Origin of the sequence: Niallia sp. FSL W8-0177 (genome assembly GCF_038006285.1) — a bacterium.
Classification (GTDB): Bacteria; Bacillota; Bacilli; order Bacillales; family Cytobacillaceae; genus Niallia; species Niallia circulans_A.
Genome location: NZ_JBBOUX010000001.1, coordinates 2,682,957 through 2,702,060 on the forward strand (window position 1 = coordinate 2,682,957; position 19,104 = coordinate 2,702,060).

The following is a 19,104-nucleotide window of genomic DNA, read 5'->3' on the forward strand; positions in this document are numbered from 1 at the left end:
ATTTAAACAATGAACCTTAGTTCGTAGTAAATTTCTGTTATCAAAGAAAGTTTTGGTGATATTGATGGACTTAAACATTGAATTATTGGCAAATTTACATATAGAAATTCTTCAGGATATGTATTTTGATTATGAAGAGAATAGTACTACATATATTGATATGGTAACGATTATGGGGAGTCTATTTTATTTTGAGCAACAAACGAAAAAGGCGCGAAAAAATAATCGCTTAATTGTGCCTGTTTTTAATTTAAGCCTCTGGGAAAAAAATAAAGCTATCTTAACAGAGCTAATAGATTGGATAATGGATGAACCTGTTTATCTGACTTTCCAGCAAAATGAAGCAGAGCTTTTTGCTCCATCTTTTTACCTTCCTAATCATCAGGAAGTAACCTTATTTTTGGATGATATAGCATCACTTGTGGGTGTTGCGAAAAATAATTGCATAGATCCGCCCATCACTTCTGACTACATTCGACTAAAAAACATGGACAATGAACAGAGCAAACAAGAAAAACTAGCTACATTTTTACGAAGTAGTGTTTCAGATGCTGGAGAGATTATTCATTTAGGCTCGGCAATTTGCAAGAAGATCAGAAGAAATCGATCAGCCGCTAGCATATGCTTGCTTGTATCGATTGCAGCAGCAAAAACATATTTTAACGGGAAAGGTACGGTATATGTCTATCAAAATAGCAAAATTAATAAGGATGTTTCTATCGATGGAGATGTACTGCTTAAAGCTACTCATCCAAAAACATTTAATCTAATAAATGCTCTTTATTCCAGCTTGGAGCTTGATTTGACTATCCAGACGCCTATCTTATATAGACCCTTCCATCGTGTCATCAATGAGATTCCTAAAGAATATAAGCTGCAAATAAAAAACACGGCAGAGTGTCTCCGAATACGAGGAGATGGGTATATATCAGCGAAAGTTCCATGCGGAATTTGTCTGCCATGCTTGCAAAGAAAAATGGTCTTATCGGCCAGTAATAATGAATTATATGATACCTTATACGAGTATGATTACGGGCAAAAGACTGCTGATATAAAAAATGAAGAAGATAAACGTATCTTAACAGAGAATCTGCAAACCCTCGAACATGCTATTGAATATCTAAAGACAAATGTAAGTAGACTAGCTAGCGAGGAACAAACAATAGCAGAGGAATTCATTTTCACTTATCATCAATTTATGGAAAAATATTAGCACAAGAAAGACCACCTTAACTGGTGGTCTTTTGTTTAATGGTCACTTCCAAAGAACTCTTTAAATGCCTGGAACGTTGTTTCTCGGTTTAAGGCTGCAATTGATGTAGTTAGTGGAATGCCTTTTGGACAGGACTGCACACAGTTTTGAGAATTACCACAGTTAGCCAGTCCGCCGTCTCCCATTATCTCTTGCAGTCTTTCCTCCTTATTCATCTCTCCTGTTGGATGTGAATTAAAGAGACGGACTTGAGAAAGAGGTGCTGGTCCAATGAAATTAGATTTACTATTTACATTTGGGCAAGCTTCTAAGCAGACTCCACATGTCATACATTTCGATAACTCATATGCCCACTGGCGTTTTTTCTCTGGCATTCTTGGTCCAGGCCCTAAATCATATGTGCCATCAATTGGTATCCACGCTTTGACTTTCTTTAAGCTGTCAAACATGCGGCTTCGATCGACTTGCAGGTCGCGCACCACAGGGAAGGTTCTCATTGGCTCTAGACGAATCGGCTGTTCTAATTGATCAATGAGTGCTGTACAGGATTGGCGTGGTTTTCCATTGATGACCATAGAACAGGCTCCGCAAACTTCTTCCAAACAGTTCATATCCCAAGCAACTGGAGAGGTCTTTTTCCCGTCGCTTGTAACTGGATTTCTGCGAATCTCCATTAATGCAGAAATGATGTTCATATTAGGACGATAAGGTAAACTAAATTCTTCTACATAAGATGGTGAATTAGGGTCATCTTGCCTTTCAATTTGTAATGTTACAGTTTTTTGCTCCCCCATTTTATTTCACTCCCTCTTTTTGCTTTGAATAATCTCTTTTTCTCGGTTTGATTAAGGAGGTATCGACTTCTTGATAATGGAAATCTGGTGCCTCATTTGCGCCAACAAATTTAGCCATTGTTGTTTTTAGGAAATCTTCATCATTTCTTTCTGGAAATTCTGGTTTATAATGTGCCCCACGGCTTTCATTTCGGTTGTATGCACCGAGAGTAATCACACGTGCTAGCTGAAGCATATTTTCTAATTGACGCGTAAATACGCCTCCTTGGTTAGACCATTTTGCTGTATCATTGATATTAATTTTTTTATAACGCTCTAACAGTTCTTGTATCTTATCATCTGTTGCCAGCAGCTTATCGTTGTAACGAACCACTGTAACATTATCTGTCATCCATTCCCCTAATTCCTTATGAAGCACATAGGCATTTTCTGTTCCATCCATTTTCAAAATGCCCTGCCATTTAGCTTCTTCTGCTTTAATAGCGGAATCATAGATGGATGATGATAAATCTTCTGCACTTTTGCTTAATCCGCTTATATATTTAACCGCATTCGGACCTACTACCATGCCGCCATAAATAGCTGAAAGCAAGCTGTTGGCACCTAAGCGGTTTGCTCCATGCTGTGAATAATCACATTCACCAGCGGCAAATAAGCCTGGAATATTCGTCATTTGATCGTAATCTACCCATAATCCACCCATGGAGTAATGAACAGCAGGGAAAATTTTCATCGGAAGTTTACGAGGATCTTCACCAGTGAATTTTTCGTAAATCTCGATAATACCACCCAGTTTAATATCAAGCTCTTTTGGATTTTTATGAGATAGATCTAAATACACCATGTTTTCTCCATTGATGCCGAGCTTTTGATCGACACATACATGAAAAATCTCGCGTGTAGCAATATCCCTTGGTACAAGGTTTCCATAAGCTGGATACTTCTCTTCCAAGAAATACCATGGTTTACCATCTTTATATGTCCAGATACGACCGCCTTCTCCACGAGCTGATTCACTCATTAAACGTAATTTATCATCACCAGGAATTGCAGTTGGATGGATTTGAATAAATTCACCATTTGCATAATAAGCTCCTTGCTGATAAACAACAGATGCTGCTGAGCCAGTATTTATAATAGAGTTTGTGGATTTCCCAAAGATAATTCCCGGGCCGCCAGTTGCCATAATAACAGCGTCTGCAGGGAAGGATTTAATCTCCATTGTTTTTAAATCCTGTGCCTTAATTCCTCTGCATACTCCTTCGTCATCTGTGATAATACCAAGGAATTCCCAGCCTTCATACTTCACAACAAGTCCGTCGACTTCGTATCTTCTTACTTGCTCATCCAATGCGTATAGAAGCTGTTGTCCTGTTGTTGCACCTGCAAAAGCCGTTCTGTGATACTGTGTTCCTCCAAAGCGGCGGAAGTCCAGTAATCCTTCTGGTGTACGGTTAAACATAACTCCCATTCTGTCCATCAAGTGGATAATGCCAGGAGCTGCCTCAGCCATTGCTTTAACCGGTGGTTGGTTCGCTAAGAAGTCACCGCCATAAACCGTATCATCAAAATGTTCCCATGGAGAATCTCCTTCTCCTTTTGTATTTACCGCTCCATTAATCCCGCCTTGGGCACAAACAGAATGAGATCTTTTTACAGGCACAAGGGAAAATAATTCTAAAGGAGTCCCTGTCTCTGCTACTTTGATTGCTGCCATTAATCCTGCTAAACCACCGCCAACGATGATCACTTTCCCTTTCTTCATAACAACCGTTCACTCCTTCATCTATTGCTCTACTAATCTAGTATTTATTAAACAAACGCCAATATTGCTCGTACACCTACAATTGATAATGCAACAAATATTCCTAGCGTTACATATGTATTAATTCGTTGAGACTTAGGCGAAACAGTAATTCCCCAGCTTACACAGAATGACCATAAGCCATTAGAGAAGTGGAAAATCGTGGAGATAACACCCACTAAATAAAATGCAAGCATCCCTGGGTTTGCTAAATTTTCACTCATCATGTCATAATTTACTTCTTGGCCTAATTGAGCTGCTACTCTTGTTTCCCAAACATGCCATACGATAAAAATTAACGTAAAGATCCCTGTCACCCTTTGAATATAGAACATCCAATTTCGAAAAAAACTATAATTTTTTGTATTATTTTTGGCTGTAAACGCAATATAAATTCCATAAATCGCATGATACAAAATCGGTAAAAATATTACAAAAATTTCGAGAAAATACCGAAAAGGTAAATGCTCCATAAAGCCAGCTGCCTTATTAAAAGCTTCTGGACCTCTAGTTGCAAAGTGATTGACAACTAAATGTTGGATTAAAAATACACCTACTGGAATCACTCCTAATAACGAGTGAAGCCTTCTGAATAAAAACTCTCGATTTGCTGCCATAAAATTCCCCCCTAATTGATGACATACTCCCATTGCCCATAAAGCGATAACATAACCAAAAATTCTTACAATTTAGTGACAATTTAATTGTACTCTTAAAAAAAAATGCGGTCAAGAAAACGGATACATTAAATAAATTTTCTTTCGCTTTTTTTCTATCTATATGTCCCAAAAAAGGAAAAATTTCCTCCTTTCTCTTCTGTGCATAAATTTAACAAACAAATCAAATAATAGAATCAATGTAAAGAACTTGAACAAATATTGATTTTATCGTTATGGAAGCAAGATTTTTTCCTTTAAAAGGAAAAAAATTATTAAGACATTATTTAAAAAATTGCTTATTGTTTAAATAGATTTTTCACGTTTTTTAGTCACCCTAATTCAAAAATCGTTCCCTTTTCTTATGATTTTTTTCCGTTTTTACAGTATACTATTTAGACAATATATTTTATTCTATTTTATTTGGTTTCCGTACTTTTTACATAAACCGATGTATGGAAATATTGCAAATGCCAAAAATGATAACTTTTAGGAAGAGACTATCTTGTAATTATGTAAATATAATAGAATCATAGAAAGAGGAGAGCATATTGAGTGATTTAACATCCTTAGAAGAAAAAACACAGGTGGAGTCAGATCCCCTTACTGTTCCCGCGTATGGATATGAATTAATTCGAGAGATACTTATCCCCGAATTATTAGGTCGGGACACGCCTGATCTGTTATATTGGGCCGGTAAACGTATTGCCCGATTATTTCCTTTAAATACTGTAGAAGAAGCGTATGCTTTTTTTCAAAAGGTCGGATGGGGAAATTTAGAAGTTGTTAAACAAACAAAAAATGAAATTATCTATCAATTATCCAGCGAGCTGATTGAAAAAAGATTAAAGGAAAAAGGGAAATGCACCTTTCAATTAGAAGCAGGTTATTTAGCTCAACAATACGAACAGACAAAAAAAGTTATTGCAGAAGCCTTTGAAGACCCAAAAAGAAAAGAAAAAAAAGTAACCATAACGGTTCGCTGGGATAGTAAAGATCCTGTAGAAGGATAAAAAGAACTCCAAAAGAAAGAAGAATTTTAATAGTCTTCCTTCCTTTGGAGTCTTTTTTGCTTCTACTAATCATTTCTTATGCATGCACAGGTAGTTTACTTAATTCAAATGCATCGTGAAGAATTTCTACTGCTTTTACCATCTTCTCTTTCTCAATTACCGTTGATACTTTAATTTCGGATGTGCTAACCATTTTAATAATAATTTTTTCTTGTGATAATACTTTAAACATATTTGCTGCAACTCCCGGATTAGAAATCATTCCAGAACCGACTATCGATACTTTTGCCAATCCTTGTTCAGAAGTTACTTTATCGTATCCTAATTCCGCCTTATTTTCTTCTAGCACATTCAATGTTTCTTCTAAGTCACTATCTTTTATCGAAAAAGACAAATTTGTCAGCTGGTCATTTGTTAAGCTTTGAATAATAATATCGACATTTATATGATGGGACGCAAGGGTGGTAAAAATAGTAGAGAGACTTGTTAAGGGATTTCTTAATCCAAATACCGTCACACTCGTAATATTGTCCTCAAATGCCACTCCGCGTACAACTAAATTTTGTTCCATGGAAACTTCCTCCTCGATGATTGTTCCTTCTTCTTGTTCCATACTTGAGCGAACCACTAATGGTACTTGATAGTTTTTTGCATATTCTACTGCTCTTGGATGCAGGACTCCTGCCCCTAAATTAGCTAATTCCAGCATTTCATCATAAGAAATAGCTAATAGTTTTCGTGCGCTTTGCACAAAACGTGGGTCGGTTGTAAATACGCCTGTTACATCTGTGTAAATATCACATTTATCCGCTTTTAAAGCTGCTGCAATCGCAACCGCCGTTGTATCCGATCCACCACGTCCAAGTGTTGTTATATCTCCCACGTCAGTTACTCCTTGAAATCCAGCTACTACTACTACTCTTCCTTGTTGTATCTGTTCTTGTACTTTTTCTGTTTGTATATTTACTATTCGCGCATTCCCATGAACATTCTCTGTTTCTATTCCTGCTTGCCAACCAGTATAGGAAATGGCATCTACTCCTTTCGCCTGTAAAGCCATAGATAGTATGCTGATGGTAATTTGCTCTCCTGTGGATAGTAAGACATCCATTTCTCGTTTAGATGGCTTTGGATTTATTTCACTTGCAAGCGTTACAAGCGAATCGGTTGTTTTCCCCATAGCGGATACGACGACGACTACATCATTGCCACGATTTCTTTCTTCGATTACTCTTTCTGCTACATGAAGAATTCTTTCTGCACTGCCTACGGAAGTACCACCAAATTTTTGTACAACTAATCCCACTTCATTCCCTACCTTCTTGTAATCTTAGAGGTTTCTTTTTATTTCTCATTGCTTTTTTTTATGTACTTTTCTTTTCCTCTTTCGCAATCTTAATTAGTAAAAGACAAATAAAAAAAGCAATGAGAATATCTCATTGCCGTGCAGCTAAATACATTATAAATATGCACAAACAGTGAGATAGCTCTCCAAAACAGTTTCTTGTTTTGACAGTCTTACATTTATTCAATGCAAAACCAGCAAAGAAAGTCATGAGAACTTTCCTTACTTCGGCGATCTATCCCTTTCATAATTCTTCCCTGAAGCTCATTCTTCTCCGAATTATTACTCTTGAAGCTCGCACCTCTACCTTCACTTATTAAGTTATAAGTTGCCATCATTATAGCACAGTGGATTCATTCCGACAATTAATTTTTTATTCCTTTAATTTAGCAAGTAATTGTTCAGCCACATTTGCGGGAATACCTGCTTTCACAAATTCTTCGATCGTAGCTTCTTTCATTTTCTTCACAGATCCAAAGGTTTTTAAAAGTAATTTTCTGCGCTTTTCTCCAATCCCAGGAATGTCATCCAATAATGACTGAAAAGCATTCTTCCCTCTTAATTGACGATGGAACGTAATGGCAAAGCGGTGAACTTCATCTTGGATTCTTTGTAATAAATAGAATTCCTGACTATTTCGCTCAAGCGGGATAATCTCCAATGGATTTCCGAATAGCAGTTGAGAAGTGCGGTGCTTATCATCCTTTACTAAACCAGCAACTGGAATATCTAAGCTTAATTCATCGAGTAGAACCTCTCTAACTGCTTCAAGATGCCCTTTTCCACCATCAATTAATAGTAAATCTGGAAGCGGCAGCCCTTCTTTTAAAACACGCTGGTATCTTCTTCGAACTACTTCCCGCATGGATTCATAATCATCTGGTCCTTTTACCGATTTGATCTTATACTTGCGGTATTCTCGTTTCGCTGGTTTTCCATCGATAAAGACAATCATCGCTGAAACTGGATTCGTCCCTTGAATATTACTGTTATCAAATGCTTCAATCCGCAGTGGTGTGTAAATCCCCATTTGTCTGCCTAGGTTTTCCACTGCTTTTATCGTACGCTCCTCATCACGTTCGATTAATGCAAACTTTTCTGTTAAAGCATTCTTCGCATTTTTATTAGCTAATAATACAAGTTCCTTTTTTTGCCCTCTCTGCGGCTTTATCACTTTTACATTTAATAATTCTTCGACAATATCTCCTTGGATCTCGTCTGGAAGATAAATTTCCTTTGGTTTAAAATGATTGGCTTTCTCATAAAACTGCCCTAGATATGTTAGCATTTCCTCTTCAGGCTCTTGATAAATAGGAAACGTACTAACATCGCGTTCAATTAACTTTCCTTGACGAACAAAAAATACTTGAACACACATCCAGCCTTTATCATAGGAATAGCCAAAAATATCTCTGTCTACTAAATCCGTCATCATCATTTTTTGCTTTTCCATTGTTGCTTCGATATGAGCGATTTGGTCACGGTATTCCTTAGCGCGTTCAAAGTCTAATTCTTCTGATGCTGCCATCATTTTTTCAGATAGTTCTTTTTTAATATCTTTATATCCACCATTTAAGAACTTGATGATATCATCTGTCATCTTCTTATATTCTTGTTCGGTAACCTCATTTACACAAGGAGCTAAACATTGTCCTAAATGATAATATAAACAAACTCTATCTGGCAGCACATTGCACTTACGTAAAGGATAAATGCGATCAAGCAGTTTTTTTGTTTCATTTGCTGCTTGGACGTTTGGATATGGGCCAAAGTACTTGCCCTTGTCTTTCTTTACATTTCGAGTTGTAATCAGCCTTGGATGCCTTTCAGCCGTCAATTTAATAAATGGATAGCTTTTATCATCCTTCAGCATAATATTATATTTTGGATCATGCTTCTTAATTAAATTTATTTCTAATATTAATGCTTCAATATTGGAAGAGGTTATGATGTATTCAAAATCTTCAATTTCATTGACTAGTCTTAATGTCTTGCCATCATGAGAGCCTGTAAAGTAGGAACGAACTCGATTTTTTAATACCTTTGCTTTTCCTACATAAATAATGGTACCTTGTCGGTCCTTCATCAAATAACATCCAGGCTGATCAGGTAAGATCATTAATTTATTTTTAATGATGTCGTTCACAATTTTCCCTCCCAGCTCACAAACCTTATAAACGAACATATATACTATCTTCTCTAATTATAGAGAATTTCATCGATTCATCAAGGAAAAAGTATGGAATGGGAATATTTTAGGGAAAACGGTTTATTGTTATATGAAAAAATAAGGAGAAAAGAGGGGGAATGATTTTATTGCGATGTTTTGTTATAACGGCTTTTATCGGATTATGATTATATTTTCCATTTCTACCAGCAAGTTTATTTTTTCTCCATAAAAAACCTGCAGACACTAGTGGTGTCTACAGGTCTTTTTCTTTCAAAAATGAAAGAGTTTCATTAAACATGTTTAGCTAATAGTTCAGAAAGAGCTTCTTTTGGTTGGAATCCAACTACTTTATCTACTACTTCACCGTCTTTAAGAACAAGTAAAGTTGGGATGCTCATTACGCCAAATTTAGATGCTGATCCTTGGTTTTCATCTACATCTACTTTAACGATTTTTACACTATCTCCCATTTCGCCATCAAGTTCTTCAAGAACTGGAGCGATCATTTTACAAGGTCCGCACCATGGTGCCCAGAAATCTACTAATACTACACCTGAACCTGTTTCTTCTTGGAATGTTTGATCTGTTGCATGTGTAATGGCCATTTATAATTTGCCTCCTTATTTGATAAACTAACAATATCGAAAGTATACCATGGTTTCTTAGATGATACTAATAATATGTTTCAAATATCATTTTCCCCTACTATCAGCTAATACATTCACCCATAATTAGATCATTCCCATTCTTTTAATAAAGAAGGTATTATTTCAAAAATATCTCCTACAATCCCATAATCAGCTACTTCAAAAATGGGAGCATTTGGATCTTTATTAATAGCGATAATGGTTTTGGCAGATGTTACCCCAACAAGATGTTGAATAGCCCCTGATATTCCGCAGGCGATATATATATCTGGAGCCACGGTTTTTCCTGTCTGACCAAGCTGAATAGAAGCATCACATACTCCTAATTCTACTGCACCTCTGGAAACACCAACTGTTCCGCCAAGAGTGTCAGCTAATTTCTTCACTAGTGCAAATCCCTCTTCGTTTTGAATGCCTCTTCCAGCGCCAACAATAATTTTTGCATCTACTAAGCCAGCTGCCTTTTCTCTTTTTTGTTCGAGTCCAATTAAAGTAGCTACTGGCTTATCGATATTTACTTTCAAAGAACGAACATTCGGTTTTGTTTTCTCTTTCTTTGGGAGAGTCGTCCATTTTTTGGGCTTTATTGTCATAAGAAAAGAAGAATCTTCAACTTCTGTCCGTTCCGTTAATTTTCCAGAATAAGCAGACCGAGTTATAGACAGTTTATTATCATGAAAGACAAAACTCTCTATATTTGAAAATAAGGATAGATTCCATTTCTCACTTAAATACGGGAAGATGGATCTGCCGATATCATTATGTCCACATAAAAGAATAGAGGGTTCAAGTTGTTCCCAAACAGATAAGAGGGCTTTTATATATGATTCATTCGAAAATCTAGCTAACAAAGGATGTTCCACGATAATGATTTGATCGACATCCGTTTCATCCCATTCAGATGCGTTCTTTCTCATATCCTCTCCCATTAGCAAGAGAATCGTTTCTGCCTCCGTTTGTAATTCCTTTGCTGCTGAAATACATTCAAGGGTAATGGAGGCAAGTTTTCCTTCTTGATGTTCTCCCAACACAACGATTTTTCCCTTCATATTAACTCCTCCATTACTATGACTTTAATAATTTGGATAATGAAGCAACTTGATCTTTTATTTCCCCTTGCAACATTATTTGTTTACGATTTAATTGTGGATACGAATAGTGGCTGAGCGTTTTTTTTGCTCGACTGTCCTTTAACTGGATGATTCGAAAAGGCTTCTTTTTTGCTTTCATGATTCCAGCAAGTGATGGCAATCTTGGAACATGTAAACTTTGTGGAATGGTAGCTAAAAAAGGAAACGGAACTCGATATGTTTCGATGTCTCCATCTGCATTTCTTATAATTCTTGCATGTTTTTCCTCTTGTTCGATTCGAATTGCTTTCACAAAGTAGGGAATATCTAATAAAGCAGCAACCCTAGGACCTACTTGACTTGTTGCTCCATCTGTAGAAAAATCTCCTGCTAATAGAACATCGTAGTCTATATTCTGCAAATATTCCTGTATCTTTTTAGCTATATGAGCTGGATGATCTTCATTAGGATTAGATTCTATTAAAACAGCTTGATCTGCTCCCATAGCTAAAGCTGTTCTCAATTGCTTTTCTCCTTCTTTTTTACTTACCATCAGCACCGTTATACGCCCACCATATTTTTCTTTTAATTGAAGGGCTTCTTCTAAACTTATCGCATCTGGCGGATTGATGATAAACTCTTTTTCTTCTACCAATGGTTGTTCTGCTTCAAGTACGAGGGAAGCTTCAGGAGAAACGGTTCTCGATAATAAAACCACAATCTGCAATGCTTTATTACTCATTTTCTTCTTCACTTTCTTTCTTCAATTGTCTTCTTAATACTTTTCCTACTGCCGTTTTCGGAAGTTCTTCTCTAAATTCATAAATACGAGGTACTTTAAAAGATGCCAATTTCCTACGCATAAACTGATTCAGTTCTTCTTCTGTAACCGTCATTCCTTCGCGCAATACAATAAATGCTTTCACTGTCTCTCCCCTATAAGAATCCTTCACTCCCACAACTGATGCTTCCATAACAGCTGGGTGCTCATACAAAACTTCTTCAATTTCACGAGGATAGATATTAAAGCCGCCTGCAATGATAATGTCCTTTTTCCGATCGACGATATAAAAATACCCTTTCTCATCCATATATGCGATATCACCAGTTAGTAACCAGCCATCTTTTAAAACCTTATTGGTTTCTTCTTCATTGTTCCAATATCCTTTCATTACTTGCGGCCCCTTAATTGCAAGCTCACCAACTTCTCCCACTGGCAATATTTCACCTGACTCTAATGAAAAAATAGCTGCATCAGTCCCTGGCCAAGGAACACCAATACTTCCTTTTACAATTTCATTGTCCCAAAGAAAATTCACGTGGGTAACAGGGGAAGTTTCCGTTAATCCATAGCCCTCTACTATTTTCCCGCCTGTCTTCTCCTCAAATTTCTCAATAACCTCAACTGGTAATGGAGCAGAACCACTAATCGCTCCTTTAATCGAGGAAAGATCGTATTGGCTTATGTCTGGATGATTCATTAAACCAATGTAGATAGTAGGTGCTCCTGGAAAGACAGTTGGCTTTTGTTTATGGATTGTTTTTAACAAACCACTCGCATCAAATTTCGGAACAAGAATCATTTTATATACTTCCATTACTGATAATACAAGAACTGTCATAAGCCCATACACATGGAATAATGGCATGACGGCAAGCATTTTTTCTTTTCCCTTTTCCATCTTATATAGCCATTGTCTGCACATAGAAGTATTGGCTACTAAATTTTGATGGGTGAGAATAACTCCCTTTGGAAAACCTGTCGTTCCGCCAGTGTATTGTAGAATCGCTATATCTTCTTCAAAATTTATCGGTACTTCCTTTAGTACTGATTCTTTGGACTTTAATGTTTGGATAAATAGATGAGTAGAGTTTGATGATGAAATTGTTGGAGGTTTTCCTTGCTCTTTCGCTTGAATGAATGGATAGACAATATTTTTGGGAAATGGGAGATAATCTTTAATAGATGTAACAATAATTTGTTCAAGATCTGTTTGCTTCATTACTCTTTCCACTCTATTGTAGAGCATATCTAATGTTATAATTACTTTCGCCCCTGAATCTTTCATAATAAATTCTATTTCTCGCTCTTGATAAAGCGGATTTACTGGTACAGCGATAGCTCCCGCCTGCAAGATTGCATAGAAACTAATAACTGTTTGTGGAATATTCGGCAGCATTACTGCAACCCTGTCCCCTTTTTTTACACCTAAGTGCTGTAAATAAGCTGCAAATTGCAATGTTTTCTTATAAAGTGTTTTAAACGTCATTTCTTTTCCCATAAAATGAATAGCTTTATGTTTTGGATACTCATTTGCCGCGTATTTTAATAATTGTGGGAGAGTATCTGCACGATAATAAACATTTTTGGCAATTTGTTCAGGATAAAGTTTTAACCATCTTTTCTCTGTTTCCAACACAATTCCTCCATTTAATTCTATTGTTGTACTAGCTTATTATATGGAGGAACATATTCATTGGATTATGTATAAGCCTACTTTCCCTTTAATTGACACAATTCCGCATAAAAACAGCCTTTTTAATAGTAACTAAAAAAGCCAAACAATCATGCGAATGTGATTTGTTTGGCTTTTTGGCTTTGAATATTTACGTCCAACCTTCATTTAAAATACTATATTTATTAAGAGATACCTGCACCAATTACAAAAGATAAACCAACAGAAATAATCATAGAAATAAAGCCGACTGCTCGATTATCATTTTTTATTTCATCGTCAATATTAAATTTAGGGGTTAAAAATTCAAAGATGAAATAACCAATTAACAATAGGACAAAACCATATACACCCCAGATAATCATTTTCAGTAAAGAATCATTTTGCATAATTGAATGGCTGAAAATATTCGCTATTCCAAAGATTTTTCCGCCTGTCGCCATCGCAACTGCTAGATTCCCATTTTTTATTTCATCCCAATTATTATATTTTGTTACAAGTTCAAATATAGCTAAAAATACAACAAGGCTTAGAATAACAACACTATAATCGCCGGCCGTTTTTACATATTCATTTTCCCAAAATTGTGCCATAAGGTTTCTCCTCTACCATTATTCTCCAAAAGAATATTTATTTAAATTCGACAACCGTTACGCCGCTGCCGCCTTCTCCTGCTTCGCCAAAACGAATCCTTTTTACTGCGCGATGATTTTTCAAATACTCTTGAACACCTGAACGGAGGGCTCCTGTTCCTTTCCCATGAATAATGGAGACTCGCGGATAGCCAGCAAGCAAGCTATCATCTATATACTTTTCTACTCGAGCAAGAGCATTTTCAAATCTTTCGCCACGTAGGTCTAACTCCAAGCTAACGTGATAGTCTTTTCCTTTTATCGTAGTTAGTGGTTTTGTTTCTACTACCTTAGGCGCTTTGATGAATTCAAGATCTTTTTCTTTGACCTTCATTTTCATAATACCAATTTGGACTTGCCATTCTTTGTCGGAAACTTTTTCTAGTAATTGGCCTTTTTGATTAAAGGTTAGAACCTTCACTTCATCGCCAGGCTGATAAACATGGTTCGTCTTCGATGCAGCTGGTTGTTTTTGTCTTTCTATTTGTGGTGTTGCATCATCTAAACGTTTTCTTGCATCAATTAGTTCATGTTCTTTTACTTCTGCTCGTTTTTCGAGCTGCATTTTTCGTAAATCGCCAATAACCGCTTCGGCTTCTTTTTTAGCATGTTCGATAATTTCTTTCGCTTCTCTTTTTGCTTTTTCTTGCAGTGTTTCTTTCTTCTCGTAATATTCCATTACTTGTTTCTGTAAATCACGATGAAGCATTTCCGCTTGTTTTAATAGATCTTTCGCTTCTTCATGCTCTCTTTCTGCTTGCTTACGACTATTCTCCAGAGAGGCAATCATATTCTCGATTTTATTACTATCCTCGCTTACATGTGACCGAGCTGTATTAATCACATCTTCCTTTAAACCCAAGCGCTTACTAATTTCAAAGGCATTACTTCTTCCCGGGACTCCAATGAGTAATCGATAGGTTGGACTTAATGTTTCAATATCAAATTCCACACTTGCATTTACAACGCCTTCGCGATTATATCCATAAGCCTTTAACTCCGGATAATGAGTAGTTGCAATAACTCTTGCCCCGCGTTTATTTACTTCATCGAGAATTGAAATAGCTAGAGCTGCTCCTTCTTGAGGATCTGTACCAGCTCCTAATTCATCAAATAAAACAAGACTTTTATGATCCACTTTTTCAAGAATACTAACAATATTAACCATATGGGAAGAGAACGTACTTAAAGACTGTTCAATAGACTGTTCATCCCCTATATCTGCGTATACAGATTTAAAAACGCCCATTTCTGAACCGTCTAATACTGGTATTTGCAGGCCTGCCTGTGCCATTAAAGTACATAGACCTACTGTTTTTAAAGTTACTGTTTTACCGCCCGTATTTGGTCCGGTAATAACAATAGATGTATAGGAATCCCCAAGAATAATATCATTCGCTACCACAACCTCTGGCGGTATAAGTGGATGCTTCGCCTTATGAAGAACAATCTTTCCTTCATTATTAATTTTTGGTTTGGATGCTTTTAAGCGGTGAGCATATTTTGCTTTTGCAAACATAAAATCAATTTCTGCTAATACAGTGACAATATGCAATAGCTCTTCTTCATATTGTGCTACAAGTGCAGTTAATTGCGTTAAAATACGATCAATTTCTTGTTGTTCTTTGACCCGAATAGCTTGAAGTTCATTATTTAGTGTCACTACAGACTGTGGTTCAATAAACAGGGTTTGCCCAGAGGCACTTTGGTCATGAACAATCCCCCCATAATTGCCTCGATATTCTTGCTTAACCGGGATAACATACCGATCATTTCTAATTGTAATAATACTGTCAGACAGCATTTTTTGGGCACTTGAGGAACGAATCATACTTTCTAGTTTCTCTCGTACTTTTGATTCATTTCTACGCAGCTGATTTCTTAACGTTCTAAGAGCATCACTTGCACTATCCATCACCGCACCTTGTTCATCAATAGCCATCTTAATTTCTTCTTCTACTTCAGCAAGCACCATGATACTGTCTGTTAAAGTAAACAGTATCGGAATAGGCTCTTCTTCATGAAATTCTTCAATAAATCGTTTCATTTGTCTACTAGCATGAACAGTACTTGCAATCTGATTTAATTCAGATGGGCTAAGCATACCGCCAATAGAAGATCTTTTCACATGGGCGCGGATATCATAGATTCCATCAAGAGGGATGGATCCACGCATGCGATATACCTTAGCAGCTTCATCTGTTTCCTCTTGCCATCTTACAACTTCATTATAATCAGTAGATGGAACTAATTCCTCCACTTTATATCTTCCCAATGAAGAAGATGCATGTTCGATTAATTGATCTTTAATTTTATCAAATTCTAACGTTTTAAATACTCTTTCCTGCATGGAGTAATCTCCTTTGCTATCCCCATTTCGGGTTTAATCATATTTTTTAATGGTTCTTCTGACTTTTTGAGCGTTCTTTTCCGTTGAGCTATCTTTCAACAGAGAGATTGCTTTTCATTTCAACACTTGGACTGAGGCGAAAACAGCTTTTCCTTGAAGAGTTTCAGCCATTGTTTTCCAAGCTAACTACTTACCTATATACTGATCATCCTTTATATAAGAAGGCTAATAATTCTTCTTTGGACATTGCATTCAATACAGTAGATTTTTTTATCCAGCCCTTTTTCGCGGTGGATACTCCGATAGCCATATTATTAAGCTCATGCTTATAATGAGCATCTGTATTAATTACAATCTTTACGCCCGCATCTTGGGCCATTTTGACATGTGCTGCATTTAAATCTAAGCGGTTAGGATTACTATTCAATTCCAAGATAGTATTCGTTTCTTTCGCTAACTGAATAAGCATTTCCATGTCAATATCATAACCATCTCTTTTGCCAATTTTCCTACCAGTCGGGTGTGCAATGATATTAACATACTTGTTTTCCATGGCAGCTTTTAATCTATTCATTATCTTATCTTTCGATTGTGAAAAGGCAGAATGGATGGAGGCAATTACAATATCTAATTCTTTCAATAATTCATCATCATAATCTAGTGTGCCGTCTGGTAATATATCCATCTCAGCACCAGCTAAAATAGTTATATCCTCATATTTTGCATTTAACCTTTTAATTTCTTTGATTTGCTTTCTCACTCTATCTGGTGTTAATCCATTGGCAACCTTTAAATATTGAGAATGGTCTGTAATAGCCATGTATTGATAGCCTAATTTTCGATTTGCTTCTATCATTTCTTCTAATGAATGTGCACCATCACTCGCAGTAGTATGCATATGCAAATCTCCTTTAATATCTTCCAAGGAAATAAGCTCACTATCATCTGAATAATTTTCTACTTCTTTCCCATCTTCTCTTATTTCAGGAGGAATAAAGGGCAGTTCGAAATAATGATAAAACGCTTCTTCTGTCTTAAAGGTTTTTATTTCGCCTGTTTCATTATTTTCCACACCATACTCGCTTATTTTTTCTCCGCGTTCTTTAGCTAGCTGTCTCATTCGCACATTATGTTCTTTTGAACCTGTGAAATGATGTAAGGTTGTTGCAAATTCCTCTGGTTTCACTAACCGAAAGTCAATAGAAACGTCATAATCCAGCCCCAGAATTACACTAACTTTTGTCAATCCTGCTCCAATTACTTCTTTTATGGACGGAAGCTGAATCAACTGCTCTTTCACCTGATTAGGATCTTTTGTGGCAATAATAAAATCCAAATCTTTAATCGTCTCCCTAACTCTTCTTAAACTCCCGGCTCTAGAGTATTGCACAACACCTGCCATCTTAGCTAGGTGTTCCTCAATGGAAACTGCTATCGGAATCATAAATGCAATCGGCAGTCGCTCTGGGCGAGAACCGGCATTTTGAAGGGCTTCCATAATTTTTTCTTCCGTCTTTTTGCCAAAACCTTTTAATGCTTGCACTTCTCCTTTTAAACATGCATTTTTTAAATCCTCTGCATTTTCAACAGATAGCTCTTTATATAATTTTGCAATTTTTTTTCCACCGAGACCTGGCAGCTGCAGCAATGGTATTAACCCTTTTGGAACTTCGTCTTTTAACTCTTGTAAAACAGACGACTTACCTTCTTTTAGATATTCTTCTATAACAGCTGCTGTTCCCTTTCCTATTCCCGGCAGTTCCGTAAGATCGGTTATTTCGGTTAAGTTTAATTCACTTGTTTCAATCGTATTGGCAGCTTTTCGAAAGGCAGATATTTTAAATGGATTTTCTCCTTTCAACTCCATATATATCGCGATTTGCTCTAATAATCGAATAATATCTTTATTTGTAATCATCCTTTATCACCCACATATGTAAAATAACTCATCTTCTCATCCTACCTATCATACCATGAACTGTATAAATTCAATAATCATGCAGCACCTGTTTAACTAAACAAAAAAACTCTCTAGCTACATATAAAGCTAGAAGAGTTTCCTCTTTCTATGAAGCCATATAATCAAACCATAAATCTTTTATTTTCTCTGAAAAATATGGAGTGTTTTCTATCATCCATGCGGCAACCGAGGATTCATTTAATTGAGATTGAATAAAATCAACCGGAATTAAAATAGAAATAAATAATAGAAGGAATAATAGCAAATACGTTTCGACAAATCCTAGGACCGCACCAGCCCATGTATTTAACTGTTTTAAAATAGGAATACTAGCAACAAAATCTATCATACTTCCAATAATTTGCCAAATAATTTTCACTACAAAAAATATCACCACAAAGGAGAACCCTCTGTAAAAGACATCTTCCATATTTGCCGTTTGAATAAAAGATTGCAGCAAACTATTTTCCCCTATATTTGGATATGGAATCCATAGTGTTAATTTTTGCGATAATGGGATGTAATATTTATTAGCAACAATAAACGCAACAATAAATCCTGTTAAGTGTATAATTTGCATAATAAATCCTCTTTTTAGTCCTCTAAGAAGACCAAAAAGCAGCAATATAACCAAAATAATATCTAACATGAACAATGTCAGTCCTTTTCTCTTCTTTTTAATTCTTCCTCTAATTCTTTCACTCGATCTTCTAGCTTTACATAGTCGTTTACTATATTTACTGCGGTAAGTACAGCAAGTTTATTGGTATCAAGTGAGGGATTCAAAACATGAATTTCACGCATTTTTTCATCAACTATGGAGGCAACCAGTCTAACATGGTTAGAAGGTTCTTTCCCTATTATTGTATATTGTGTTCCATATATATCAACATTTGTACGATTTTTAGGGGTATTTGACACGCCCATGCCTCCAATCTAAAGAATCCTAGTTTCTATCATATCATGAACTATTCTTGGTAGGGAAGTCATTCGA

The 19,104-nt window shown here is 36.2% G+C and carries 16 protein-coding genes and 1 riboswitch; of the genes, 2 read left to right on the forward strand and 14 right to left on the reverse strand.

The genetic code is table 11. The features are described 5' to 3' along the window. The first annotated feature begins 64 nt into the window (after positions 1 to 64). A complete protein-coding gene (locus NST77_RS13295; protein WP_095331503.1) occupies positions 65 to 1,213 on the forward strand; it encodes a hypothetical protein in 1,149 nt (382 codons plus the stop codon). Positions 1,214 to 1,248: 35 nt separating this feature from the next. Here NST77_RS13295 and sdhB read toward each other — a convergent pair whose 3' ends face one another. Genes sdhB through NST77_RS13310 form a run of 3 tightly spaced genes read right to left on the reverse strand, consistent with a single transcriptional unit; the run spans position 1,249 to position 4,428 of the window. Continuing rightward, positions 1,249 to 2,007 carry a succinate dehydrogenase iron-sulfur subunit gene (gene sdhB / locus NST77_RS13300; protein ID WP_095331501.1) on the reverse strand — a complete coding sequence of 253 codons (759 nt, stop codon included), beginning with the start codon at positions 2,005 to 2,007 and terminating at the stop codon, positions 1,249 to 1,251. A 1-nt stretch (position 2,008) separates the two neighbouring features. After that, positions 2,009 to 3,772 carry a succinate dehydrogenase flavoprotein subunit gene (gene sdhA, locus NST77_RS13305; protein ID WP_095331499.1) on the reverse strand — a complete coding sequence of 588 codons (1,764 nt, stop codon included), beginning with the start codon at positions 3,770 to 3,772 and terminating at the stop codon, positions 2,009 to 2,011. Positions 3,773 to 3,819: 47 nt separating this feature from the next. Further along, positions 3,820 to 4,428 carry a succinate dehydrogenase cytochrome b558 subunit gene (locus NST77_RS13310; RefSeq protein ID WP_095331498.1) on the reverse strand — a complete coding sequence of 203 codons (609 nt, stop codon included), beginning with the start codon at positions 4,426 to 4,428 and terminating at the stop codon, positions 3,820 to 3,822. 590 nt (positions 4,429 to 5,018) lie between these two features. Between NST77_RS13310 and NST77_RS13315 the strand changes: the two genes are divergently transcribed. Continuing rightward, complete coding sequence (locus tag NST77_RS13315; protein ID WP_095331496.1) at positions 5,019 to 5,480, forward strand: YslB family protein; 462 nt, start codon at positions 5,019 to 5,021, stop codon at positions 5,478 to 5,480. Between the two features lie 76 nt (positions 5,481 to 5,556). Here the strand turns inward: NST77_RS13315 and NST77_RS13320 are convergent, their stop codons facing one another. From NST77_RS13320 to zapA, 11 genes are all read right to left on the reverse strand, one after another. Further along, complete coding sequence (locus NST77_RS13320) at positions 5,557 to 6,786, reverse strand: aspartate kinase (protein ID WP_341123070.1); 1,230 nt, start codon at positions 6,784 to 6,786, stop codon at positions 5,557 to 5,559. A gap of 170 nt (positions 6,787 to 6,956) precedes the next feature. Continuing rightward, a riboswitch (Lysine riboswitch) is annotated at positions 6,957 to 7,139 on the reverse strand. Between the two features lie 59 nt (positions 7,140 to 7,198). Beyond that, positions 7,199 to 8,971: an excinuclease ABC subunit UvrC gene (uvrC, locus tag NST77_RS13325; protein WP_095331493.1), complete on the reverse strand. Its 1,773-nt coding sequence runs from the start codon at positions 8,969 to 8,971 to the stop codon at positions 7,199 to 7,201. 314 nt (positions 8,972 to 9,285) lie between these two features. After that, positions 9,286 to 9,600, reverse strand: coding sequence for a thioredoxin (gene trxA, locus NST77_RS13330; protein WP_047941926.1), 315 nt, complete (start codon positions 9,598 to 9,600; stop codon positions 9,286 to 9,288). 131 nt (positions 9,601 to 9,731) lie between these two features. Then, on the reverse strand, positions 9,732 to 10,691 hold the full coding sequence (locus tag NST77_RS13335; protein WP_095331491.1) for an electron transfer flavoprotein subunit alpha/FixB family protein: 960 nt from the start codon (positions 10,689 to 10,691) through the stop codon (positions 9,732 to 9,734). Between the two features lie 16 nt (positions 10,692 to 10,707). Beyond that, positions 10,708 to 11,454 carry an electron transfer flavoprotein subunit beta/FixA family protein gene (locus NST77_RS13340; protein ID WP_095331490.1) on the reverse strand — a complete coding sequence of 249 codons (747 nt, stop codon included), beginning with the start codon at positions 11,452 to 11,454 and terminating at the stop codon, positions 10,708 to 10,710. Then, entirely contained in the window at positions 11,447 to 13,129 is a 1,683-nt protein-coding gene (locus NST77_RS13345) for a long-chain-fatty-acid--CoA ligase (RefSeq protein ID WP_095331489.1), read from the reverse strand. Before NST77_RS13345 ends, NST77_RS13340 begins: the two co-directional genes overlap by 8 nt. A 224-nt stretch (positions 13,130 to 13,353) precedes the next feature. Next, the gene (locus NST77_RS13350; protein ID WP_095331487.1) at positions 13,354 to 13,761 is read right to left on the reverse strand and encodes a DUF350 domain-containing protein; all 408 of its coding nucleotides are present in this window, start codon (positions 13,759 to 13,761) and stop codon (positions 13,354 to 13,356) included. A 37-nt stretch (positions 13,762 to 13,798) separates the two neighbouring features. After that, on the reverse strand, positions 13,799 to 16,150 hold the full coding sequence (locus tag NST77_RS13355; RefSeq protein WP_095331486.1) for an endonuclease MutS2: 2,352 nt from the start codon (positions 16,148 to 16,150) through the stop codon (positions 13,799 to 13,801). A gap of 205 nt (positions 16,151 to 16,355) precedes the next feature. Then, on the reverse strand, positions 16,356 to 18,068 hold the full coding sequence (gene polX, locus NST77_RS13360; RefSeq protein ID WP_095331484.1) for a DNA polymerase/3'-5' exonuclease PolX: 1,713 nt from the start codon (positions 18,066 to 18,068) through the stop codon (positions 16,356 to 16,358). A 148-nt stretch (positions 18,069 to 18,216) separates the two neighbouring features. Next, positions 18,217 to 18,759 (reverse strand): CvpA family protein, encoded by a 543-nt coding sequence (locus NST77_RS13365; RefSeq protein ID WP_095331483.1) that lies wholly within the window; start codon positions 18,757 to 18,759, stop codon positions 18,217 to 18,219. Positions 18,760 to 18,767: 8 nt separating this feature from the next. Then, on the reverse strand, positions 18,768 to 19,031 hold the full coding sequence (gene zapA, locus NST77_RS13370; RefSeq protein ID WP_047941918.1) for a cell division protein ZapA: 264 nt from the start codon (positions 19,029 to 19,031) through the stop codon (positions 18,768 to 18,770). Positions 19,032 to 19,104: the final 73 nt, after the last annotated feature.